The organism is Sphingobacterium spiritivorum (assembly GCF_016725325.1).
GTDB lineage: Bacteria > Bacteroidota > Bacteroidia > Sphingobacteriales > Sphingobacteriaceae > Sphingobacterium.
This window is the reverse complement of the sequence record NZ_CP068083.1, coordinates 4,406,326-4,423,969: the sequence shown is the minus strand read 5'-3', so window position 1 is coordinate 4,423,969 and position 17,644 is coordinate 4,406,326. Positions and strand designations below refer to the sequence as shown.

Here is a 17,644-nt window from a genome sequence, read left to right as displayed (position 1 = left end):
AAAAGATTATGAGTCTGATGGTCATATAACTTGGAAATGGTTGAAAAATGCCATTTCTGCTTTACAGAAGCAATATATGAACAAATTTTGAAATCACAAAATTTTGCTCCGTTACGTATTTGTTACGGTTTTCTTCTCGTTTATGCTTTTCTAACATTATAGTTGTCACATGCACAAAGAGTTTCAAGTTAGATATTTCTAAAACTTTGATCGATCACTTTCATTTTGATTATGTTCTTATAAATAAACTCCAATACCGCATCCGCAACAGCCTCTGCGAGCGGAACAGGGACACCGTTTCCTATCATCTTGAATTTCTTTGTCAAGGGTAATTCCTCCGGTAAAACGTATTCATCAGGCACTCCTTGTATCCTCAATGCTTCACGTACAGACAAACGTCTGTGCTCGTAAGGGTGTAAATGAACTTCATTATTACCGTAACAAGTTGTAGGGCTATATTTGAAACGGTGAAGACGCTTAAAGGAGGGCCTATTTGTTTCACCTTCGTTAATTGCACATAATTTCTCTTCGCTCACGTGCAAATTGAAAAATTCATTTGCGTTAGGAGTCAAATTTATCTGGTTTTGTGGCACAAGACATTTTTCAACACACAGCTCAATTGGCACATCTTTAGATTTAATCACGGGCGCACCAAATTCAACTTGTTTGCCCCAATTATATTTGGTTAAAGCATTTTGATATTTTTCATTTATTGGAAAAGGGAACCATTTACCAAAAGAACCTTGTTCAACAATTTTTCCATCAAGAAATTCTTTTCTAATTCCAACAAAAAAAATTCTTTCTCGGTGTTGAGGAACACCAAAATCCAATGAGTTTAACTTCGCATGGTCGACGTAATATTCGTTCTCGATTCTTTTCAACAGCGCTTGCAAAAATTCCTTTGTTTCTTTCCTTTTTGTTAAACCTGTTACATTTTCCATCACGAAAAAGGTAGGTTTCAATTCCAAAATCTTATCAAAAAAAACAATCGTAAGTTTACCTCTCTCTCCCTCAAAACCTTTTCGCGAACCATTCATACTAAAGTCTTGGCAAGGTGGACCACCAATTATTCCAAAATGTTCTGGTTTTCCATTAGGAAATGCTTCTTTGATTATTTCGTTTGATTTTACGTCAGTAATTGATTTCGTATTAAAAATTTCTGCTTTAATTCCATTTCCTCGAGATTTTCTCCATGAAGTAATTCCAGCTGCATGAAGTTTTGCAAACACTTTATCGAACTCATTCGTCCAAACAATTTCAAAACCAGCTTTCTCAAAGCCCATATCCATAAATCCTCCCCCGGAATAAAAGGAGAGAACGGGAATTTTATGTTCGTTAAATTTGTTCATAAATCATTGTCGTGTCGGTAACAGAATAGACAAAATCTGTTGATTCTTTTCTCAAATTGTAAATACTTATTTTTTTCTTTATTTTATCGCTTAATTCGTCAAATTTTTCAGAATTAAAGTTTTTTATGGTTAATTGTTTTGTTCCATTTTGTAAAAACACACTAACATTTCCATTTTGGAATTTCTTTACGTCTTTAATTTCGCCGAAAACATCATTGAATGAAAAATCAGTTTCAAGTTTTCTGACAAAAAAAGAACAGGCTGGCCTATATAAACAATACTTGCAGTTTACTTCTGTTAGAGTAACTGAAAATGATTTTGTACTTATACAGTTATTCGTTGCCTTTAAAAGTTTTTTTGCTTCGTCATAGATTATTTTACATTCTTCTTCGGAAAACGCAACCATAAACTGTTGATTTGCTAAATCAACTAAGCTTAAACTCGTTGGAAACCTATTCGTTTTTTCAAAATACAAATAGGCATAAATTTTAAGTTGCTCTTTGTATTCTTCTTTTACATCAGAATATAACTCTCCCTCATCATCTAAACAATCTTGTGTAATCGCTCCGGTTTTAAAGTCTATAATTTCTATATTATCGTTATTCTCAATTATTAAATCAACTTTCCCTCCAATCAATTTATCCTCAGATTCAAACCATCTTTCAGAATAAAAATTTACGACACCTAAATTCGTTTGTTGTTTAGGTTTGTTTCTTAAATGTTTTTTTAATTGGATTTTTTTTAGACCGAAATTTCTTAACTTCTTTTGGAGTGGAACGAAAAATCCAAAACCATTTTCCTGCAAATCATCTTCAACAATTTTCAATTGCTTATCAAACTCCGTATTAAAATCATCTTCATTTTTTACAATTCCTTTTGTAATCAATTCAAGTATTTTGTGCAATATTGTACCGAAATAGGCATTAGGCGAAAGCGGAAGTAAAGGCTTCTTATCAAATGCTTCTGCCAATAAAGATTTGTAAGCACAATTTTTCATTGAATAAAACTGGCTTGGCGAAATACGTTTGATTTCTTTAAAATTTATATCTCCAATTTTGTTCATCATCTGATTACTAATCTTTCGTAACACCAACCGGGTCTGCGATGCAAGTTGAATGTATCAATTATGCTAATGCAGCCACCACTTTGAGCAACATATTCGTCAATCTCTGCTTTGGTTTCTGCTAACCAATTTGCTTCCCTGATATTTCTCAAATCCCAAAATGGGTGAACAATCATTATGATGTGTTTCTGATTTTTTCCAAATTTGATAGTTGGCAAACCTTTTATTTCTGCTGTATGTGAGAAGCCAAAACTTTGAGCAAAACCATTTCTCAACTCTTTTGCAAAAGCAAGCCAATCTTGTAATTCGACAAAGTTGAAATTTCCATCAGCACCACAAACGAAAGTTGAATCATTCATCACACGGAGCATTGATAAACCTAATCGCCAATCAAGCAAACTGTGATAATTCATATTCCTATATACTTTCAAGCAATCGTAACAAGCATCATCACATTTTGTCTGATGTATTTGTGAATGAATTTTTCCTAAATAACTATTCATATTACTTGGTTCCATTGCTTCCGAAAGAATGTTTTGAAAATCGTTGTATAAAAATCTCACAAAGCCCGAACCATTTGGCAATTCATCAGTCAAAATAATTTCTGCAATTCTTCTGTTTGTACCGTCTTCAAGCACTTTCATTGAAATGTCAGCAATTTCAATTTCGGTTGGGTCAACATCAAGTCTGTCAGCCAAAATCCGTTGAAGCAAAAAAGCGGCTGAATAATATCCTGAGCGAACACCGTTGCTTTGTGCTTTAACGTGTGGCAAATCTGTTTCACTAAAAAACATATTCAAGTCAAGTTCCAAAGGAATAATCGAAGGTGCTATTCTGAATATTTCTGTATTTTTATTGCTTGCTAACGCAATTTGCTCGTCTGTACTTGTTGCGTTTTGTTGAACAAACATGGAATAACCATTGCTGTCATTTGTCGGTACGGCTAAATCATTCAAGAGCCATTGATTATTAAACCAAAATCCGTTTTGATTGAAAGGAAATTTGTTGTTTGTGTTGTAAAGTTTTCCCGTGAAAAACTTATCGGAATTTGTATTTACTCTCCAAGTAACATCGTTATCTGAAATGGAAATTGAGGCATTATTTATTTTTTCCGTATTTGCTGAACCGATTTTTTCTGCAAAAATTGGTGGCCGTGAAAGCAAAAATTCTGAATCATCTTTGGTGTCGCTTCCTACTGAAAGATTTGTTCTGTATCCTCTTGGTGATTTCAGCATAAAAGGTCGTTGATATTTATTGGGGTTGTCTTCACCACAATTTGGACAAACATCAAATTGGTTTTGGTTTTCCAATTCTACTTTTCGCTCTTCCGAATATGTTTCAAAAAATCCGCAAGACCTACAACGAACAAACCAACGGTTTAATGAAAACGGAAGCAAGTTGTTGGTTTCAACATTTGTTACAATTTGATTTCCGTTTCTACGTGTATTGATAAAATCACTTGTAAAACCAATAACCTGATGAATTGCCTTGTCTTTTGTTTTCTGTGCACCCGGTGCAAATTCATAAATAGCCATTGCTTGCGCTCGGTCTATTGAAAGTGGCTCAAGTTTTCTGTTTATACCGTGATACAAGTTTTTAACTGTAGTTGGCATCCCGAACATTGGTAAAATCCCGCCTTCGGCAAACTTTTCAGAAATATCGTTTGTTGCAATTTCTTCGTTATTTCTTATACTTTGAGCTTTCCCAATCAATCCATTTGGGGTTGTTGTGTCTACAACCCAATTGATAAATTCTTCTCTTTTCTCTTTTAGTTGTTCTGTTAGCAAAGCATCAACCGTTGATCCAATCGCCACTTTGTTATTGTTTATCCAATCTATAATTTCTGTTTTGTATGTGTCCCAACTATCAGTAGAGCCAAACTCTCCGTGAACACTTGATTTTTCATCAGAACTAACATCAATATCTTTTTCAACGTATGCTCTCCTTAAAATTTCTTTCGCAAGCAAACGTTTAAAAATCCGCTCTTGTCCCATTGTCAAGAAAGGTGTTGGCGGTGCATCACCTGTGATTTTTTGAGGGTTTGCAAAATAAAATTCATCGTGGCTTCTACCTCTGCAAAAAGTCAAAATCACGGAATAGGCTTGCCCTCTACGACCTGCACGACCAACTCTTTGTTGATAATTGAAACGTTGAGGCGGCATATTTCCCAACATCACGGCTTGTAATGCTCCAATATCAACCCCAACTTCAAGTGTTGTCGTTACGCTCAACAAATCAATTGCTTTTACTTGTCTATTGCCTTCATCTGGCAAAATGATATTTCTAAAATGCCGTTGTCTTTCAAATTGGTCGTCTGTCTGTCCGGTAAGTTCTTCACAATGCAAACGGATTGGCGGACGTTGTTGTTTAATTGCATTGTAAGAAAGGTAATTTTCTTTCCAAATATCATCACAAATTTTGCTATGTGGCGTTTGTAACGCTGTCACAGAATGAGTGCAAATGCCTCCACTAAAATGCAAATGTGGCCTATTTCCTCTTGTACTTGTCCATACTTTATCGGTTGCTTGTGCAATTTTTATGAAAAGGTTTTCAATTTGAATTCCTGTGTCGCCTCTCAATACACTACTTGTTGAAAGTGTATTGAAGACAGCTGTTCCTATTTCATTTTCTTGTTTTGAAAACCTATTTGCAACGGCACGAATGTACTTTTTTACTTGTCCCGGAAAATCATTGTATTGTGTGAAATTGAAAGGACTTGCATCTTCAACTTTGTTATGTTTGTACTTGTCCCCTAAAATCCTAATGGTAGAATTTACAATTTGGAAAAACTCATCTTTTGCTAAAGCAACCGCTCTCGCTTGGTCTGCTACAACTTCTAATTCCGGATTTATACACACATAACCCAATGCAGAAGATTCAAACGAATAGAACAGTGAACCAAAGAACATCGATGCGAGTCCGTCAAAAGAACCTTCTTTCAAATCGTTTATGTATGATTGATCTGCTCCGTTTGCCCATTGAAAATCTGTAAAATCAATAAGGTCAAACCAAGGGACAAAATTATTATTCAGCACTCTTGTTTGTAAAGAAATGTCGTTTCCTCCTGGATTTATCCCCAACTCAACAAAACGCTTTACAAGCGGTGCGAGATTTATTGAATTAGTAATATCAACTAAACTTCTTACATTGAGAGTAAGTAAACGAACTTCGTTCAATTTCGCCTCTGCTTCTTGTTTTTCTCGCAACTTATTTGTGTTACTCCCATTATAACTTGAATTGTCAACCAAGTATTCTATCTCATCAAAAGTTGTTTGCGATTGCTGTTTCAGTTCTTCCTGTTTGGCAGTATCTCCATTATCAAAAGCACACAAAATTTGGAAGCGTAACATTAAACTTGAATGCAGTTCATTCACTAAAATTTCACGCATTAAATCAGTAAAGTGATTGCGTTCAATTCCGTTTGCAACTTGTGCCGCATCTTCACGACTATCAGAAAACACAACTAATTTTCTTTCCTCTTCGTTGCTTGGAAGTTGATACATCAACTCTTTTGCAAACATTTGAGTTGTTTTGGCGAAACCGGTTCTGAAACCACGAATAGTAGAAGTTTTGCTTTTGTTCCAATCTTGCCTTCTTTTTTGGTGATTTACACCACAACCCGGACAAACGCTTGGCAATGCTTTGTGTGTTTCTATCGTGGAAATATTTCCATTTGCGTCTGGGAAAGCAATATCACGATTTGAATTGTTTGTAATGATGAAATAATATCCTTTAATCCATTGTTCAGGTTTTTCGTCTGCTTTGTTGTGAGAATTGTCAATATCGCCCGAAATGCAGTTGAGCGATGCAGGAATCCATTTTGCTTCAAAATCACCTTGATTAAACCCATTTAAAGTAGGTTGTCGCCAATAATTTTGAGGAATTCCCGGCTCGGCATCGTGTTGAATAAATTCTTGATTTCCACAGGCCCAAAAAACGGCATATTCTTGGTAGCCTCTTTTCTCAACCAATTTTGCAGGTGTTTTTTCCGGAATGCCTTCAATATTGGGGCTGATTGGAAGTAATTCAAAAGAATTATTTCCTGATTCATTTCTTGTTACTAATCGACTTCCTCCAAACAACGTTGTTCCGCAATTATCGCAATAGAGTAGCTCCAAAATACGATTTCCGTTTTCTGAATTTATTCGTGTATTAGAATAAAGTTTTCCAACTGTACGTTCTCCATCAGAATATATTTCATCAACGTCATCGGGTTTTACAGAAGCCCAAATGCCTTCAATGTTTCTAAAGAAATAGTGAAATCTGAAACGAGGCAACTTTCTGTCATCAAGAATTTTATCTACAATAATTTTGAATTCTGGTTCGTCTAACATTGCTCTTGCAATCAATAAACCACGCAAAGCGTTTTCTAAATCTTCTTTGTTAGTTGTGTTTTCAAAAATTGTTTCAGCAAAATATTTTCCGTTTAAATCATCGCCATTTGCTTGTATTGAGCAAACAGCTTTGTAATCCTGACAAGGCGAAAACAAACGTTCTTTCAATTGAAAGTTTGGATTAGTAATTACCGATAGTAATTTTGAAATTCCATCTCCGTCTTGTGATAAATTGAAAGTTGTTGCAAGTTGCGTTGCTGTTGCTTCGCAAGTTGAAATAAAATTTTCGTCAGCTATATTTCCTTTTACTTCTGAAAACTTTTTCGCAATTTCTTTGAAAGGATTTACTGGAAGTTTTCTTCCGTTTTCGGGAAACGCTGTAATTTTATTATTTTTTCCTTCAATGATTTTGAACGGTTTTTCTGTTCCAAAAAAGTCTTTCAGAAATTGTTTACTTTCTTTTCCTTCTTTTGTTTCTTCTTTTGCTTCCAACGAAGCACTGGAAGCAAGAATGCGTAATTGTGGGTGATTAGGATTTAAACCTAATCGATTAAGAACAAGTTTGAGCAAATACGCAACTTCTGTTCCTTGCGTTCCTCTGTATAAATGCAACTCGTCAATGATTAAGTGAAAAATGTTGTTTTCACTTTCTTCTAACCATTGTTTTGTTTCGTCAAAGATTCCTTTGTCAATATCACGCATTAACATTATGCTCAACATTGAATAGTTGGTAATCATAATGTCGGGCGGTGCGACTTGCATATCAAATCGGCTTCTCATTTCTGCACCATCTAAACGTTGGAAAAATGATTTCAAATCCTTGGCCTCGCTTCCTATTTTTCCCGTTTTTTGAATGTATTCTGCTACACGGTTTGAATCTGTTTCTATCTGTTGTAACTGTTCTTTAAGTTGATTTACTTTCCTTGTGTTTATTGCAAAAGCCCCGTCATCTTTTACTTTTTTCATTTCTCCGGCAACAGGCGAACTCCCGTTATATCTTCCAAAATAAATTGCGTTGCCATCAGTATTTTCACTTAACCAATTTCTTGTGTCGTCTGAATCCAATGCTTTTCGCAAACGACTCATTTGGTCTTCTACCAAAGCGTTCATTGGGTAGAGTATCAATGCTCTTACTCCAGCTTTTCTTGTTTCGTGGTTGCGTTGCCTTACCGCATTGCTTAAAGTGAAGTTCGAAGTGTTGACAATTTCCCTTGCAGAAAGTCCACCATTATCACACCACCAATTATTTATACTTGTGGATTTTGGGTTTGGGGCTTGCCAATTGGAAAGTTCTTTTGAAAGCTGGGCGAATAGTGGCAGTAAGAATGATTCCGTTTTTCCCGAACCTGTACCGGAAGTAATAATGCAATTATTTCCAAGCAAGGTTTGTTTCAACATTTCTGCTTGATGCAAATGTAAAGGGAAATCCCCAACAAGTCCCGTATTTACAAGCCCTTTAAATAGTTTGACTTCTGCATCACTCAACGCATTTCCTAAATCTTCAAGTGTTAAATCATTTATCTTTTTTCCACTTGAGACATAATCGGGCAAAGGCTCAATCCAAGGCTTACGATAAAGTACTCTGTCGTAGTTCAATAAGTCATAACGCTCCTTTTCAATGCCTTCAAACTTTGTTCTGAACGCAGTTTTTATATAACGAATAAAATTCTCTTTTATGGTTTCAAACGAACCTATTGGGTCTTTCATAATGTTTTATCTATTGGAGTCTGGCCTAATTTTAATCTGAACAAATTTTGAGTGAAAATCCCAATTACATTTTCATATACTCTGTATTTCTTCCCATCTATCACTTTGAAATCGGGGGCTAATCCACTTAACAACATAATAGCTTCCGACATTAATCTTGGCAAAGGCATTTCGATTGGGATAGCAACTTTTTTACTTGTGCTATCAAACAAAATCACATTTTTATTGCAATGTTTCAATGCAATAAACCGTCCCCAATTCATATCAATTTGATAGCTCTTATTGTCTTTCCAAAGTTTGAATTGATGAGTATATTCATTCAATTTGTATTTTATCAACGAAAATGATTTGTCGAAAATTGGTGTCTCGCTCTTTTCAAAAATTAAGGTTTCAGGATTGAAAATATACCTCGCCCAATCATAGTCATTTTCGTTGGTCTGCTGTAATGTCCTTTCGTAGTCTACAATATTTGCTGAAAAATCTTGAAGTGCAACTTGCGGGAAGTAATCATTTGAAAACTTCACCCTCAATTCATCTGCAAAAGCTTTCAAGCAATTCTCTCCATAATTATCTGTTGATGTTTGTTCAAATGCCCTAACTGTGACTACATCAGGTAAAAGCAATCGTTCGTTTGAAACAAATTGCCTTGTTATTTCAACTTGTAAATTGTGTTTAGGTGCAGTATTTACGATTGTTTCAACCAAGGCAGAATCTCTTGCACCTATTAGCAAAACTTTTCTCCCTCGTGTTGTCGGAATGAAAATAAACTGGGGCGGGCTTAAAATGACATTTTTAGTCTCATAATCATAATCAAGTATTCCGATGAAATCATAATAATTCAGCGAGGCTCTTTTAAGTCTTGTGAGATTAAAATTTGAGTTTAATTGTTGCTCCGGAAACTCCTTTGAATAATAAAACTCAAATGCTTTGAAAAATTCTTCGGTCGAAAGTTTAGCTTTTATAGAGAGAAAATTACAAAGTTTATTTCCGGTATGATTATTAAGTGTGGCACTTGAAATATTAGCTGCAACCTCCTTTTTAGTGGAAATGAACATTGAACTTAAATGGCAGAAATATCTTTGACTTGACTTATCAGGATTAACAATATTACTACCTATACAGTATTGCCCCAAATTAGTTGTAATGTTTCTACCAAAGGAATCTCTTTTCGGTAATTTAGAATCATCAACTTGAATTGCCGTGTTGTCTGACGAAACCAAGTTGTATGCAAGTTCATTTCCAGAAAAGTTCTCGTTTTCTACCTTTATATAGAAATCGGTATCTATTAAAGTTTTTTCGGGTAATAACCAGCGATTATTTAGTGACTGCTTCTTTGAAAGGAAAATTTTCTCATGTGTTTCTTTGTATTGCAAATAAACTTTTTCGTTACCGTCCGCATTCACAATTTCAACTTCTGGCAAATAATCATTTACATACGTTCTGAAATTCACTTTTAGTCCACCAATTAATTCAATCCGTTTTTCTGTGTACAATGTAAGAAGTGGAATTTCAGAAAGTCCTTGTGTAGGATTGCGAAACCAAAACAATGAATAGTTTTCCGGCAAGCCTTCAAAATCTTCTTGTTTGAAATCTCCGTTGACAAATGTACTTCCCCATTCTTTGATTATTTCTTGCTTTTCGTTTTTGCACATCAAATACATTCGTTCTGTTTTTGAGAGAACGCTTGTCTCAATCCAATAATCATTGCTCAACTGAAATGTCCCGGCACTTATGAATAACCTCACATCACGGTTAGAAAACTTCGCGATCCATTTGTTGAAATTGTCCTTAAGTTCAAGGTTTTCTTTGAATTCAACAGGTAACGTTTTTGACCATCCATTGATTTCATACAAATTCTCGTGTTCTCCAAATTTTAAATCTTCGGGATAGTCATTTGAAGAATACATTCTGTACGAAAACTTAATCTCTTCGTCATTGGTATTTACTTTAAATTGAAGAAATAAAGGTGCAACAGTGTAATTTCTTCTCTGTCGTAGTGTTGTTCCTTCTTCTATTTCTTCGTGGGTTTCACCTGTCCATTTTTTATATTGTCGTTGTATAGTTTGAATGATAGAGTTTGATAACTCATCTTCCTTTTTCAAATGATCCAACGTGCTTTTTGGAATTAAATCCGTTCTACTATTCTTTATTTTATATTTTAGAAATCCGTCTTCGTAAAAAGTATTGGGAACCAAACCAAGAGATTCAAATAATTTAGGTAGGCGATTTAGAAACTTGGGAGGCAAAACACACTGTGAAAATACTTTTCCTACATAAACCCAGTTCGCATTTGTAAATGGAATAACATTGAACAAACCCAAATCACCGTTATTTTTTACATTTGCCCAATGTTCAAGATGTTCCCATAGTAAATTAATTTGATTACTACCAAAATCAACTGTTCCAATTTTTTGATTTATTTTGTTGATTTCTAAGAAATAATTCAGTCTACTGTAATAATTATTTGTTCTTTGACCCTGATCGTGATTAATCTCAATTAAAGGGAGTACGAGAAAAACCAAGTAAGTGATATAGGGAGGGTATTTTATTTCATATTTTACTTCATTGATTACAACGCTTTGTAAGTTTCTTTTCTCGTAAGCATTTCTTGCTTTTGCAATTACGTTTCCATTTCCACCAGAAAATCCAAACCTTACTTTATTTACGAAATCGTTCCAAATTTCTTCGTCAGATGACTGTTCGAAACAATGTCGAGCTAAACCAATAATATCGTTCTTGGTGAGGTATAAGTAGACATCCTTCCCTGCATTGCTGGGATTGAAAAAATATTCTGACACAATATCGTTCCATTCAAAGTACCTCATAGATTTCCTTTAAATTCATACTTCAAACTCCCGGTGTATATGGTGTCCGTTGTTAGAAAGCAACCATGATAAATATGTATTATCAGGAGTGAAGATAGGCCTAAAACGTGTTGATTTGATGAACCAACACATTATATACGCATAATTTTGCCTCTAAAGCTACGCAATAATGCGCAACAATAAAATTACATTTTGCAAAGTGCCAAAATATTTTTGAAGCCTATTGAGTTTCTCAACAAACACAAGAGCTTAAGACTACAGCTTTCAAAAAATATACTACTTGATTTTGTATTTAACACGCTTTTAACTATTCTTGAAAAGTCAATAGAAAATAAAAATGCCAACACCAACTGATCAACTTTATCAAAAATTCAGAGACAATTTAAATCATTCGCATCAGGAAGTAATTATAAAGTTTTTCCTATCCTTTTCGCGATTTGAATTTCTCCTAAAATTCAACGATTTCATCACCGCTGAGGGCCTCGTTAATTGGAATGATTTCACGAAGAATTGTAAAACAAGATACGTTACTTGGCAAAATAAAGGCTTAAAGCAAGAACTTGAGAATGCCATCCAATATATTCAATCCAATCCACCTAAAAAGCTTATTAAAAACGATGGTCAATATATTTGGCAAGATATAATAAGAACGAATACTGATCGTCTTGAGATTTTAACTTTAAACATCCGTACCATAAGAAATAATCTTTTTCACGGTAATAAATCTTTGAATGCAGACAATGGACGAGATAAAGAGTTATTAGAAAGCTCATTACTAATTCTTGATGATCTCATCTGCTTTTTAAACGGTGAGCTGGATTTTGTTGAAGAGTCAATTTAAAACCCGTATACAGCTTATTAGGTCATAAATGACAAAAACCCCTGACCCAATAAAGGATCAGGGGTTTGGGTAGGCTGGTTCAGATTAACCCACGTTTGTAAAGGATTGATAGAACGTTTCAAATGGTGGTTTTGGTTTATGGGTTCTGATACCTGCACGGATACCCGATAACTTTTCAAAACGGTTCAATGAAAAAATACTGACTGGAATACGATACTTCTTTTTGTTGCAGTAAAACTCTCCGTGGTCATCAACAAGACTAAACCTTGCGTTCTTACCAAGTTGCCACGTCGCTACTTTACAATCGGCTACACGGCCACTTATTCCCCCATCAAATACCGTATGTGTTTTAGCGTTTGGGAAAAGGGATTTCAACCACGTAAACTGTTCTTTTGTTGGCAACAAACCCAATGAAACAAATGCGCTCAAACAAGGTGAATTAACCCAATTAGGGTAATAATGGCAAAAGCACAATATATCGCTTGCAGAATGACCGATAAAAAGATTGGTGACAGATATAGGCAAGCTGTCCGTCACCAACCACATACCTTTACAGACCGGAATACGGACACCATTTTCACTCCAATGCTCTTGGGCTATAATCTGATTTTCCAATGTATAAGGAAACAGAATTTTATCCTCGACAACGTGGATATAAGGTGCAAAGAAGTTCCGTACTTCGGGCTTTAATTGGAGAAATACCACTACCTCGCAACGGTACGTCCGTAACCTCTACTTTCTTGCTTATCACGAAGATTTTGCACAAGGTCTTGAACGGTTTTCTCGTTACCGTGTTTTTGTTTTTTATCGGCCATCATCATGTCGGTCAATGCGCGGTTATATCCCTCGCTATATCCCTCGCTCTGCGGTTCAACCCTACCTTTTAGGTTATTGATACCTCGGAAAACTAAGTAAGATATACCGCCATCCAAAAGCACCGATAGGATAAGTCGTTTTCGGTCTGAACGGATACCCTTATTGTCTGTTGCCGAATGTTGGATTTTGGTTCCGTCTTTGAGTTCCACTACTTCACCGTTACGGAAAACCTCCTGTTGCTGTTCCGAAAGTTCTTCGCCATTTACTCGGATGGGGGCCTGCACTTCGTCGGGTTCATAAGCCACAAACTCCCTTGTCAAGTCGTCATATTCAATGATGACTTTCTTCTTTTTGTTTCCGTCAATCTCCTGTTCCTTGCTTACCACGTGTTTTTCTCCTGCGATCAGGGCTTTTTCCTCGTCATCACTCAACAATGGATGCCATTGCGGTTCACGATATATAGGATGTATGTTTAGCTGTACTGTGCCATCTGTATTTCGGCTAAGGAATAACTTTGCATCCAATTGACGGATGGCAAACCCATCGATGTTCAGACCTGCCATGCTCAACATATCGGTTCTTCTCCCTGCAAGCAGGGCATCGATATTCTCCGGACTGATGCTGAACCCTCCGTCTTTGTAAAGCCCCAATTTTTCAAGTTCGTTTAGGGGCATTTCGTTTTCGTTGATAGGATATTTCATGATGTAATTGTTTGTTAAGTTTTATAATTTTTATCTTCTGATGCCATAGGCGGCAACAGCCTCAATTTCGGCTTGTACCGGGCGGTGCAGGTCTTCACTTGGCTTGATACTGTTAGGGTTCTGCTTGGCGTGTAGCAGGGAACCATACAGCCCGTCAGTTCTCGATAGCGAAAACGTGTTTCCAGTCGATAGGTCTTCCACACGCATACGTCCACGTTTCAAATGCCCTTGCACTTTGTACATAGTATTGTTATAGGCGATTTCATCACCTATCGAAAGGGTGGCTTCTTTTACCTTTTGTGGTTTTGCCTCGGTCTGGGCTTCGACCTGAACATTGGCAGCGGCCTTGATTTCCCTTTTTTGCTCAAAAGCCAATAGATAATTAAGAATTTTTTCCGCATCGGCGGCGGCAGCGTGTATTTCAAAAGGTGTATCACGCAATATCTGTATCCAACTGTCCACGTAGGCAATGTGCTGGCCGGGATCATGGCCAATGTTGAGTTCCTGACCGATAAGCATCGAAGCGATTTCGGCACGAAGTTCTTCGCGGGCATAGCCCTCTGTTCCAAAACTGTCAACCATGCTTCTGTCCAGACGGTCTTTATGGCCCGTCCAGTGACCGAGCTCATGGAGCACGGTGGCATAATACTTATCCGGTGCATCGAATTGTTCACGCAAAGGCATGGTGATACTGTCGAGTGCCGAACTGTAATACGCTCGGTTACCTGTTTTGTGGGTTATATCTGCTCCCGAAGCCTGAATGATGTTTTCTGCTCTTTGGATAGAATCCCATTGGAATTGCTTTGCTTCGGATTTCACCAAAGGTTCGATACCATTGATCTGTTCCGCATTGAATACCCAAGCAGTGGTGATAATTGCCCTGTCAAGACCTACCTTAGCTTTTACGGGCTTACCCTGTTCGTCCAAAATTGGTTTGCCCTCTTCGTCTCTTTTGGAAACAAGTTCATGGGTCTTGACAAACTGGATCAGGGTTGCTTTTTCTCCCTTTCTTACGTTCCAGCCTTTTGCAGATGCTTGGTTGAACGTCATCCAACGCGGGTCTTCACGATCGGCCGATAATAGTGATAAGCTGTTGATACCCTTATATCGGTTTCCGGTGATTGCATTGTACGGTAATTCAAAAGCTGGGCTATTGCTATTCCACGGCTTCTGCCACGGTGCTGTACCTTGTTCGAGTTTCTTGATGATATTCTCCGCAACTATTTCATGCAGGGATTTAGAATTTTTACTGCTCATCTTCATCCACCTCCGGGGATTCGTCATCTGGCCATTCGTCTGCGTATTCCACGCCATAAATGGCGGCTTCCGCTGGGGTCAGACCAATGTCTTCACCACTGGCCAGGACACTTAGTTTTTGTTGCAGTGATCTTAAATGATAGTCCATATTATTCCATGTTTAAGGATTGGTCTAATTGTTCTCTTAACCTGCGTAGGAATTTCAAGGGGTCAAGGAATTTACCGTTGAATTTCACCGAAAAATGCAGGTGTTCTCCTGTCACCCTGCCCGTGCTTCCGGTGATAGCGATAGGTTGCCCCGCTATTACCGTATCACCCGATGAAACGAGTATATGGGAAAGGTGTCCGTAAATGGTTTCTACTTCGCCGTGTACTATCAGTATGTACTTGCCGAGTGCTTTATGTCTTCCTGTTGCTTTGACATAACCATTAAGTACATTAAATACAGGATCGGAACGCGCGGCAAAGTCAACACCGCTGTGGTGTGAAGCCTTACCGCTGATCGGGTGGATACGGTATCCGAATGGCGATGTGACCTTTAGCTTGTCTAATGGTGGACTGTAATCTATGTCTTGTCCACAAAGCATAAAGGGAACAAGCACCAACCAACCGAAAAAAAATCTAATCCGCAGATATGCAGAACGTCGAGTGTTGTTCATAATGTTGTGATTTGTAGGAATTAACTCCCTTAAAAAGTCGATTGACTATTTTCTTTTGTTGTATTCCGTCGTCTCGGTTGGTACGGGAATTTGAACATTGTCTTGGATAGGAATAAACTGTTCAACTATTTCCTCAACTTCTCTGTTGATGCGGAAAAAATTGTCCAATAGGATTTCTTCTTTTCGATTACCGAAGTCGTAATAGGTCGGCAGTTCCCGATAATTCGCTTCTTCCTTTTTGAGGGCATCCATGTCCAGATTGACACGGCAGTTAACCGCCGAAGTCTGGTATTTGCCCGTATAGGTGTCTACCGTATCACGGGCAAGGATGCCAACAATTTCACCAGCTTTTAGCGATGCTATCTTTCCGGCAGGAATCAGCGGTTCGAGTTTTTCATTCAAGGATAGCGAGGTTCTCGTACGGTCGATGCTTAGGCTTTCACCCGTCTGTTTCACCTTACCAAAAAGGCGCTCCAACCACTCCAAAGTTTCTTTGCTCCTGACCGAACCGGACAGTACATTGCCCATGATGGACGTGATAACCTCCGCTGTTTCCTTGCCGTATTGTTGGCGCAGCATAGGCAACTCCTGAAGCCCCAAAACGACCCCAGAAAAATTGGATCTGCTCTGTGCCACCAATAGGTCTACACGGTGAATATACAGGCTGGGGGCCTCATCCACCACTAAACCGATGGGTAAATTGCCTTTCGTATTGATAAGTTTCGTAACCCGATTAAGTACCACCGACAGGCAAGCGGAGTTAATGCTCTGGGTACGGGGGTCATTGGCGAGCACCAAAACACCGGGGTGCTTGGGGTTACTGACTTGAAGCTCAAAATCATCCGCACCGAAAACCCAAAACGTTTCTTTGGTGGCCATTCGGCTGATAAAGATTTTGAGCGTTCCGACTTGTCCTTCAAGTTGGTCAAATGCCTTTGCTTTGTAGGCGGACATGAATGGCGATAAAAGGGAACTAAGCTCCCCGTTGCTGAACAGCACCGTAAAAATCTGTTCATACGACAGGTTAAGAAAGGCAAGTACATGGGGCAGGCTGGAATAACGGCCATCTTCGTACCTACTGAAAAAGAAGATACAGGCGGCAAGGAAATTGATGGCGGACTGCGTGAAAAATTGGTCACTACCACCGCTTTTGTCTCCCTTTTTCAAGGCTTCGACAAGCGCTTCGGCTGTTTCCGAAGCATCGGCAAGCGTGTTTAGGTAAGCCCGTTTCATCGGGTTTACCCGCCTGCTCTTTGCGGGATCGTTGAGATTGATAACATGGAATTTGTAATCCCTGCATCGACCGTCCTGCTTGGCAAGCAGATAATGGTAATAAGCAACCTTGCCAAGATCGGGGTATTTCAGATCGTATAGGCACATCGTGAACGAATTGGCCAGCATTTGGCGTATGATCGGCATGATGATCCCGAACGATTTTCCACTTCCCGGAACCCCGCAAATGAGACACCCCCTAAAAATGTTTTCAAGCGGTATATACCCTTTACGGACTTTCCCTTTGTAATAGAACAAGGTCGGGATGTTGATCGAGTACGGTGTTATCACGGGTTCGGTTGGTTGCATAAAGGATTCTTCCTCAATGTTCCAGCGATCCTTTCCCAAGTTGGAGCTGATGATCTTGGATACGTTGTCTATTGCAACGTGTACCAAAATGGCTCCGGCAAAAGCGCTTGTGACATAGGCAAGGTCATACCAATTGACCGACCGCCATATCGGGGCTGCTTCATGTCCCTGCAACCATAAGCCCGAAAAAAGAATGAGCATCCCCAATGCCAAAGGGTAAACGATCTGGGTCTTGGGATTGAGGTCTTTTTTCTTTCGGCTTAATGTTCCGATGGAGACCAGACAGATCAGCACAAGTGTAAAGAGCTTGCTGTTTATCAGTTCGGCATAAAATGGTACTCTCGAAAGCCTCTCTGCAAAGAGTAGCAAACTGTTATTTGCTACCCCTGCCAAAAGAAATTTATCTACATAGAAAAACAGAAAGACTTCGAGGACAACGGATAGGTATATGCCAAATTGCAGGGAGCGGTAAAGCCCCTGCTGCTCTTTGGTTTCTTCCATAAGTATTTGT

At 38.0% G+C, this 17,644-nt stretch carries 11 protein-coding genes; 1 reads left to right on the top strand and 10 read right to left on the bottom strand.

Annotated elements, in window-relative coordinates:
* Positions 1-188: 188 nt before the first annotated feature.
* From I6J02_RS18505 to I6J02_RS18490, 4 genes are read right to left on the bottom strand one after another with little or no spacing between them, the layout of a single operon-like run.
* On the bottom strand, positions 189-1,349 hold the full coding sequence (locus I6J02_RS18505; RefSeq protein WP_003013192.1) for a DNA cytosine methyltransferase: 1,161 nt from the start codon (positions 1,347-1,349) through the stop codon (positions 189-191).
* Positions 1,336-2,415, bottom strand: coding sequence for a PD-(D/E)XK nuclease family protein (locus I6J02_RS18500; RefSeq protein ID WP_003013188.1), 1,080 nt, complete (start codon positions 2,413-2,415; stop codon positions 1,336-1,338). The genes I6J02_RS18505 and I6J02_RS18500 overlap by 14 nt, the downstream gene beginning before the upstream one ends.
* Complete coding sequence (locus I6J02_RS18495; protein ID WP_201679254.1) at positions 2,412-8,453, bottom strand: DEAD/DEAH box helicase; 6,042 nt, start codon at positions 8,451-8,453, stop codon at positions 2,412-2,414. Before I6J02_RS18495 ends, I6J02_RS18500 begins: the two co-directional genes overlap by 4 nt.
* Positions 8,450-11,278, bottom strand: a complete 2,829-nt coding sequence (locus I6J02_RS18490; protein ID WP_201679253.1) for a hypothetical protein — start codon at positions 11,276-11,278, stop codon at positions 8,450-8,452. The genes I6J02_RS18495 and I6J02_RS18490 overlap by 4 nt, the downstream gene beginning before the upstream one ends.
* A gap of 337 nt (positions 11,279-11,615) precedes the next feature.
* Between I6J02_RS18490 and I6J02_RS18485 the strand changes: the two genes are divergently transcribed.
* A complete protein-coding gene (locus I6J02_RS18485) occupies positions 11,616-12,119 on the top strand; it encodes a hypothetical protein (RefSeq protein ID WP_003005483.1) in 504 nt (167 codons plus the stop codon).
* Between the two features lie 84 nt (positions 12,120-12,203).
* Here I6J02_RS18485 and I6J02_RS18480 read toward each other — a convergent pair whose 3' ends face one another.
* From I6J02_RS18480 to I6J02_RS18455, 6 genes are all read right to left on the bottom strand, one after another.
* Positions 12,204-12,824: a hypothetical protein gene (locus tag I6J02_RS18480; protein ID WP_003005486.1), complete on the bottom strand. Its 621-nt coding sequence runs from the start codon at positions 12,822-12,824 to the stop codon at positions 12,204-12,206.
* Positions 12,824-13,609 (bottom strand): DUF4099 domain-containing protein, encoded by a 786-nt coding sequence (locus tag I6J02_RS18475; protein WP_201679252.1) that lies wholly within the window; start codon positions 13,607-13,609, stop codon positions 12,824-12,826. The genes I6J02_RS18480 and I6J02_RS18475 overlap by 1 nt, the downstream gene beginning before the upstream one ends.
* Before the next feature lie 57 nt (positions 13,610-13,666).
* Positions 13,667-14,893, bottom strand: coding sequence for an ArdC family protein (locus I6J02_RS18470; RefSeq protein ID WP_157600423.1), 1,227 nt, complete (start codon positions 14,891-14,893; stop codon positions 13,667-13,669).
* Complete coding sequence (locus tag I6J02_RS18465; RefSeq protein ID WP_003005492.1) at positions 14,883-15,041, bottom strand: hypothetical protein; 159 nt, start codon at positions 15,039-15,041, stop codon at positions 14,883-14,885. Before I6J02_RS18465 ends, I6J02_RS18470 begins: the two co-directional genes overlap by 11 nt.
* A 1-nt stretch (position 15,042) precedes the next feature.
* Positions 15,043-15,480, bottom strand: a complete 438-nt coding sequence (locus I6J02_RS18460; RefSeq protein ID WP_201679251.1) for a M23 family metallopeptidase — start codon at positions 15,478-15,480, stop codon at positions 15,043-15,045.
* Positions 15,481-15,597: 117 nt separating this feature from the next.
* Positions 15,598-17,634 (bottom strand): type IV secretion system DNA-binding domain-containing protein, encoded by a 2,037-nt coding sequence (locus I6J02_RS18455; protein ID WP_003005498.1) that lies wholly within the window; start codon positions 17,632-17,634, stop codon positions 15,598-15,600.
* Positions 17,635-17,644: the final 10 nt, after the last annotated feature.

Coding starts and splice junctions, on each gene's coding strand:
- I6J02_RS18475 (WP_201679252.1), bottom strand. CDS start 13,609: ATGCCCCTAAACGAACTTGAAAAATTGGGGCTTTACAAAGACGGAGGG.
- I6J02_RS18455 (WP_003005498.1), bottom strand. CDS start 17,634: ATGGAAGAAACCAAAGAGCAGCAGGGGCTTTACCGCTCCCTGCAATTT.
- I6J02_RS18460 (WP_201679251.1), bottom strand. CDS start 15,480: ATGCTTTGTGGACAAGACATAGATTACAGTCCACCATTAGACAAGCTA.
- I6J02_RS18490 (WP_201679253.1), bottom strand. CDS start 11,278: ATGAGGTACTTTGAATGGAACGATATTGTGTCAGAATATTTTTTCAAT.
- I6J02_RS18470 (WP_157600423.1), bottom strand. CDS start 14,893: ATGAGCAGTAAAAATTCTAAATCCCTGCATGAAATAGTTGCGGAGAAT.
- I6J02_RS18485 (WP_003005483.1), top strand. CDS start 11,616: ATGCCAACACCAACTGATCAACTTTATCAAAAATTCAGAGACAATTTA.
- I6J02_RS18495 (WP_201679254.1), bottom strand. CDS start 8,453: ATGAAAGACCCAATAGGTTCGTTTGAAACCATAAAAGAGAATTTTATT.
- I6J02_RS18505 (WP_003013192.1), bottom strand. CDS start 1,349: ATGAACAAATTTAACGAACATAAAATTCCCGTTCTCTCCTTTTATTCC.
- I6J02_RS18465 (WP_003005492.1), bottom strand. CDS start 15,041: ATGGACTATCATTTAAGATCACTGCAACAAAAACTAAGTGTCCTGGCC.
- I6J02_RS18500 (WP_003013188.1), bottom strand. CDS start 2,415: ATGATGAACAAAATTGGAGATATAAATTTTAAAGAAATCAAACGTATT.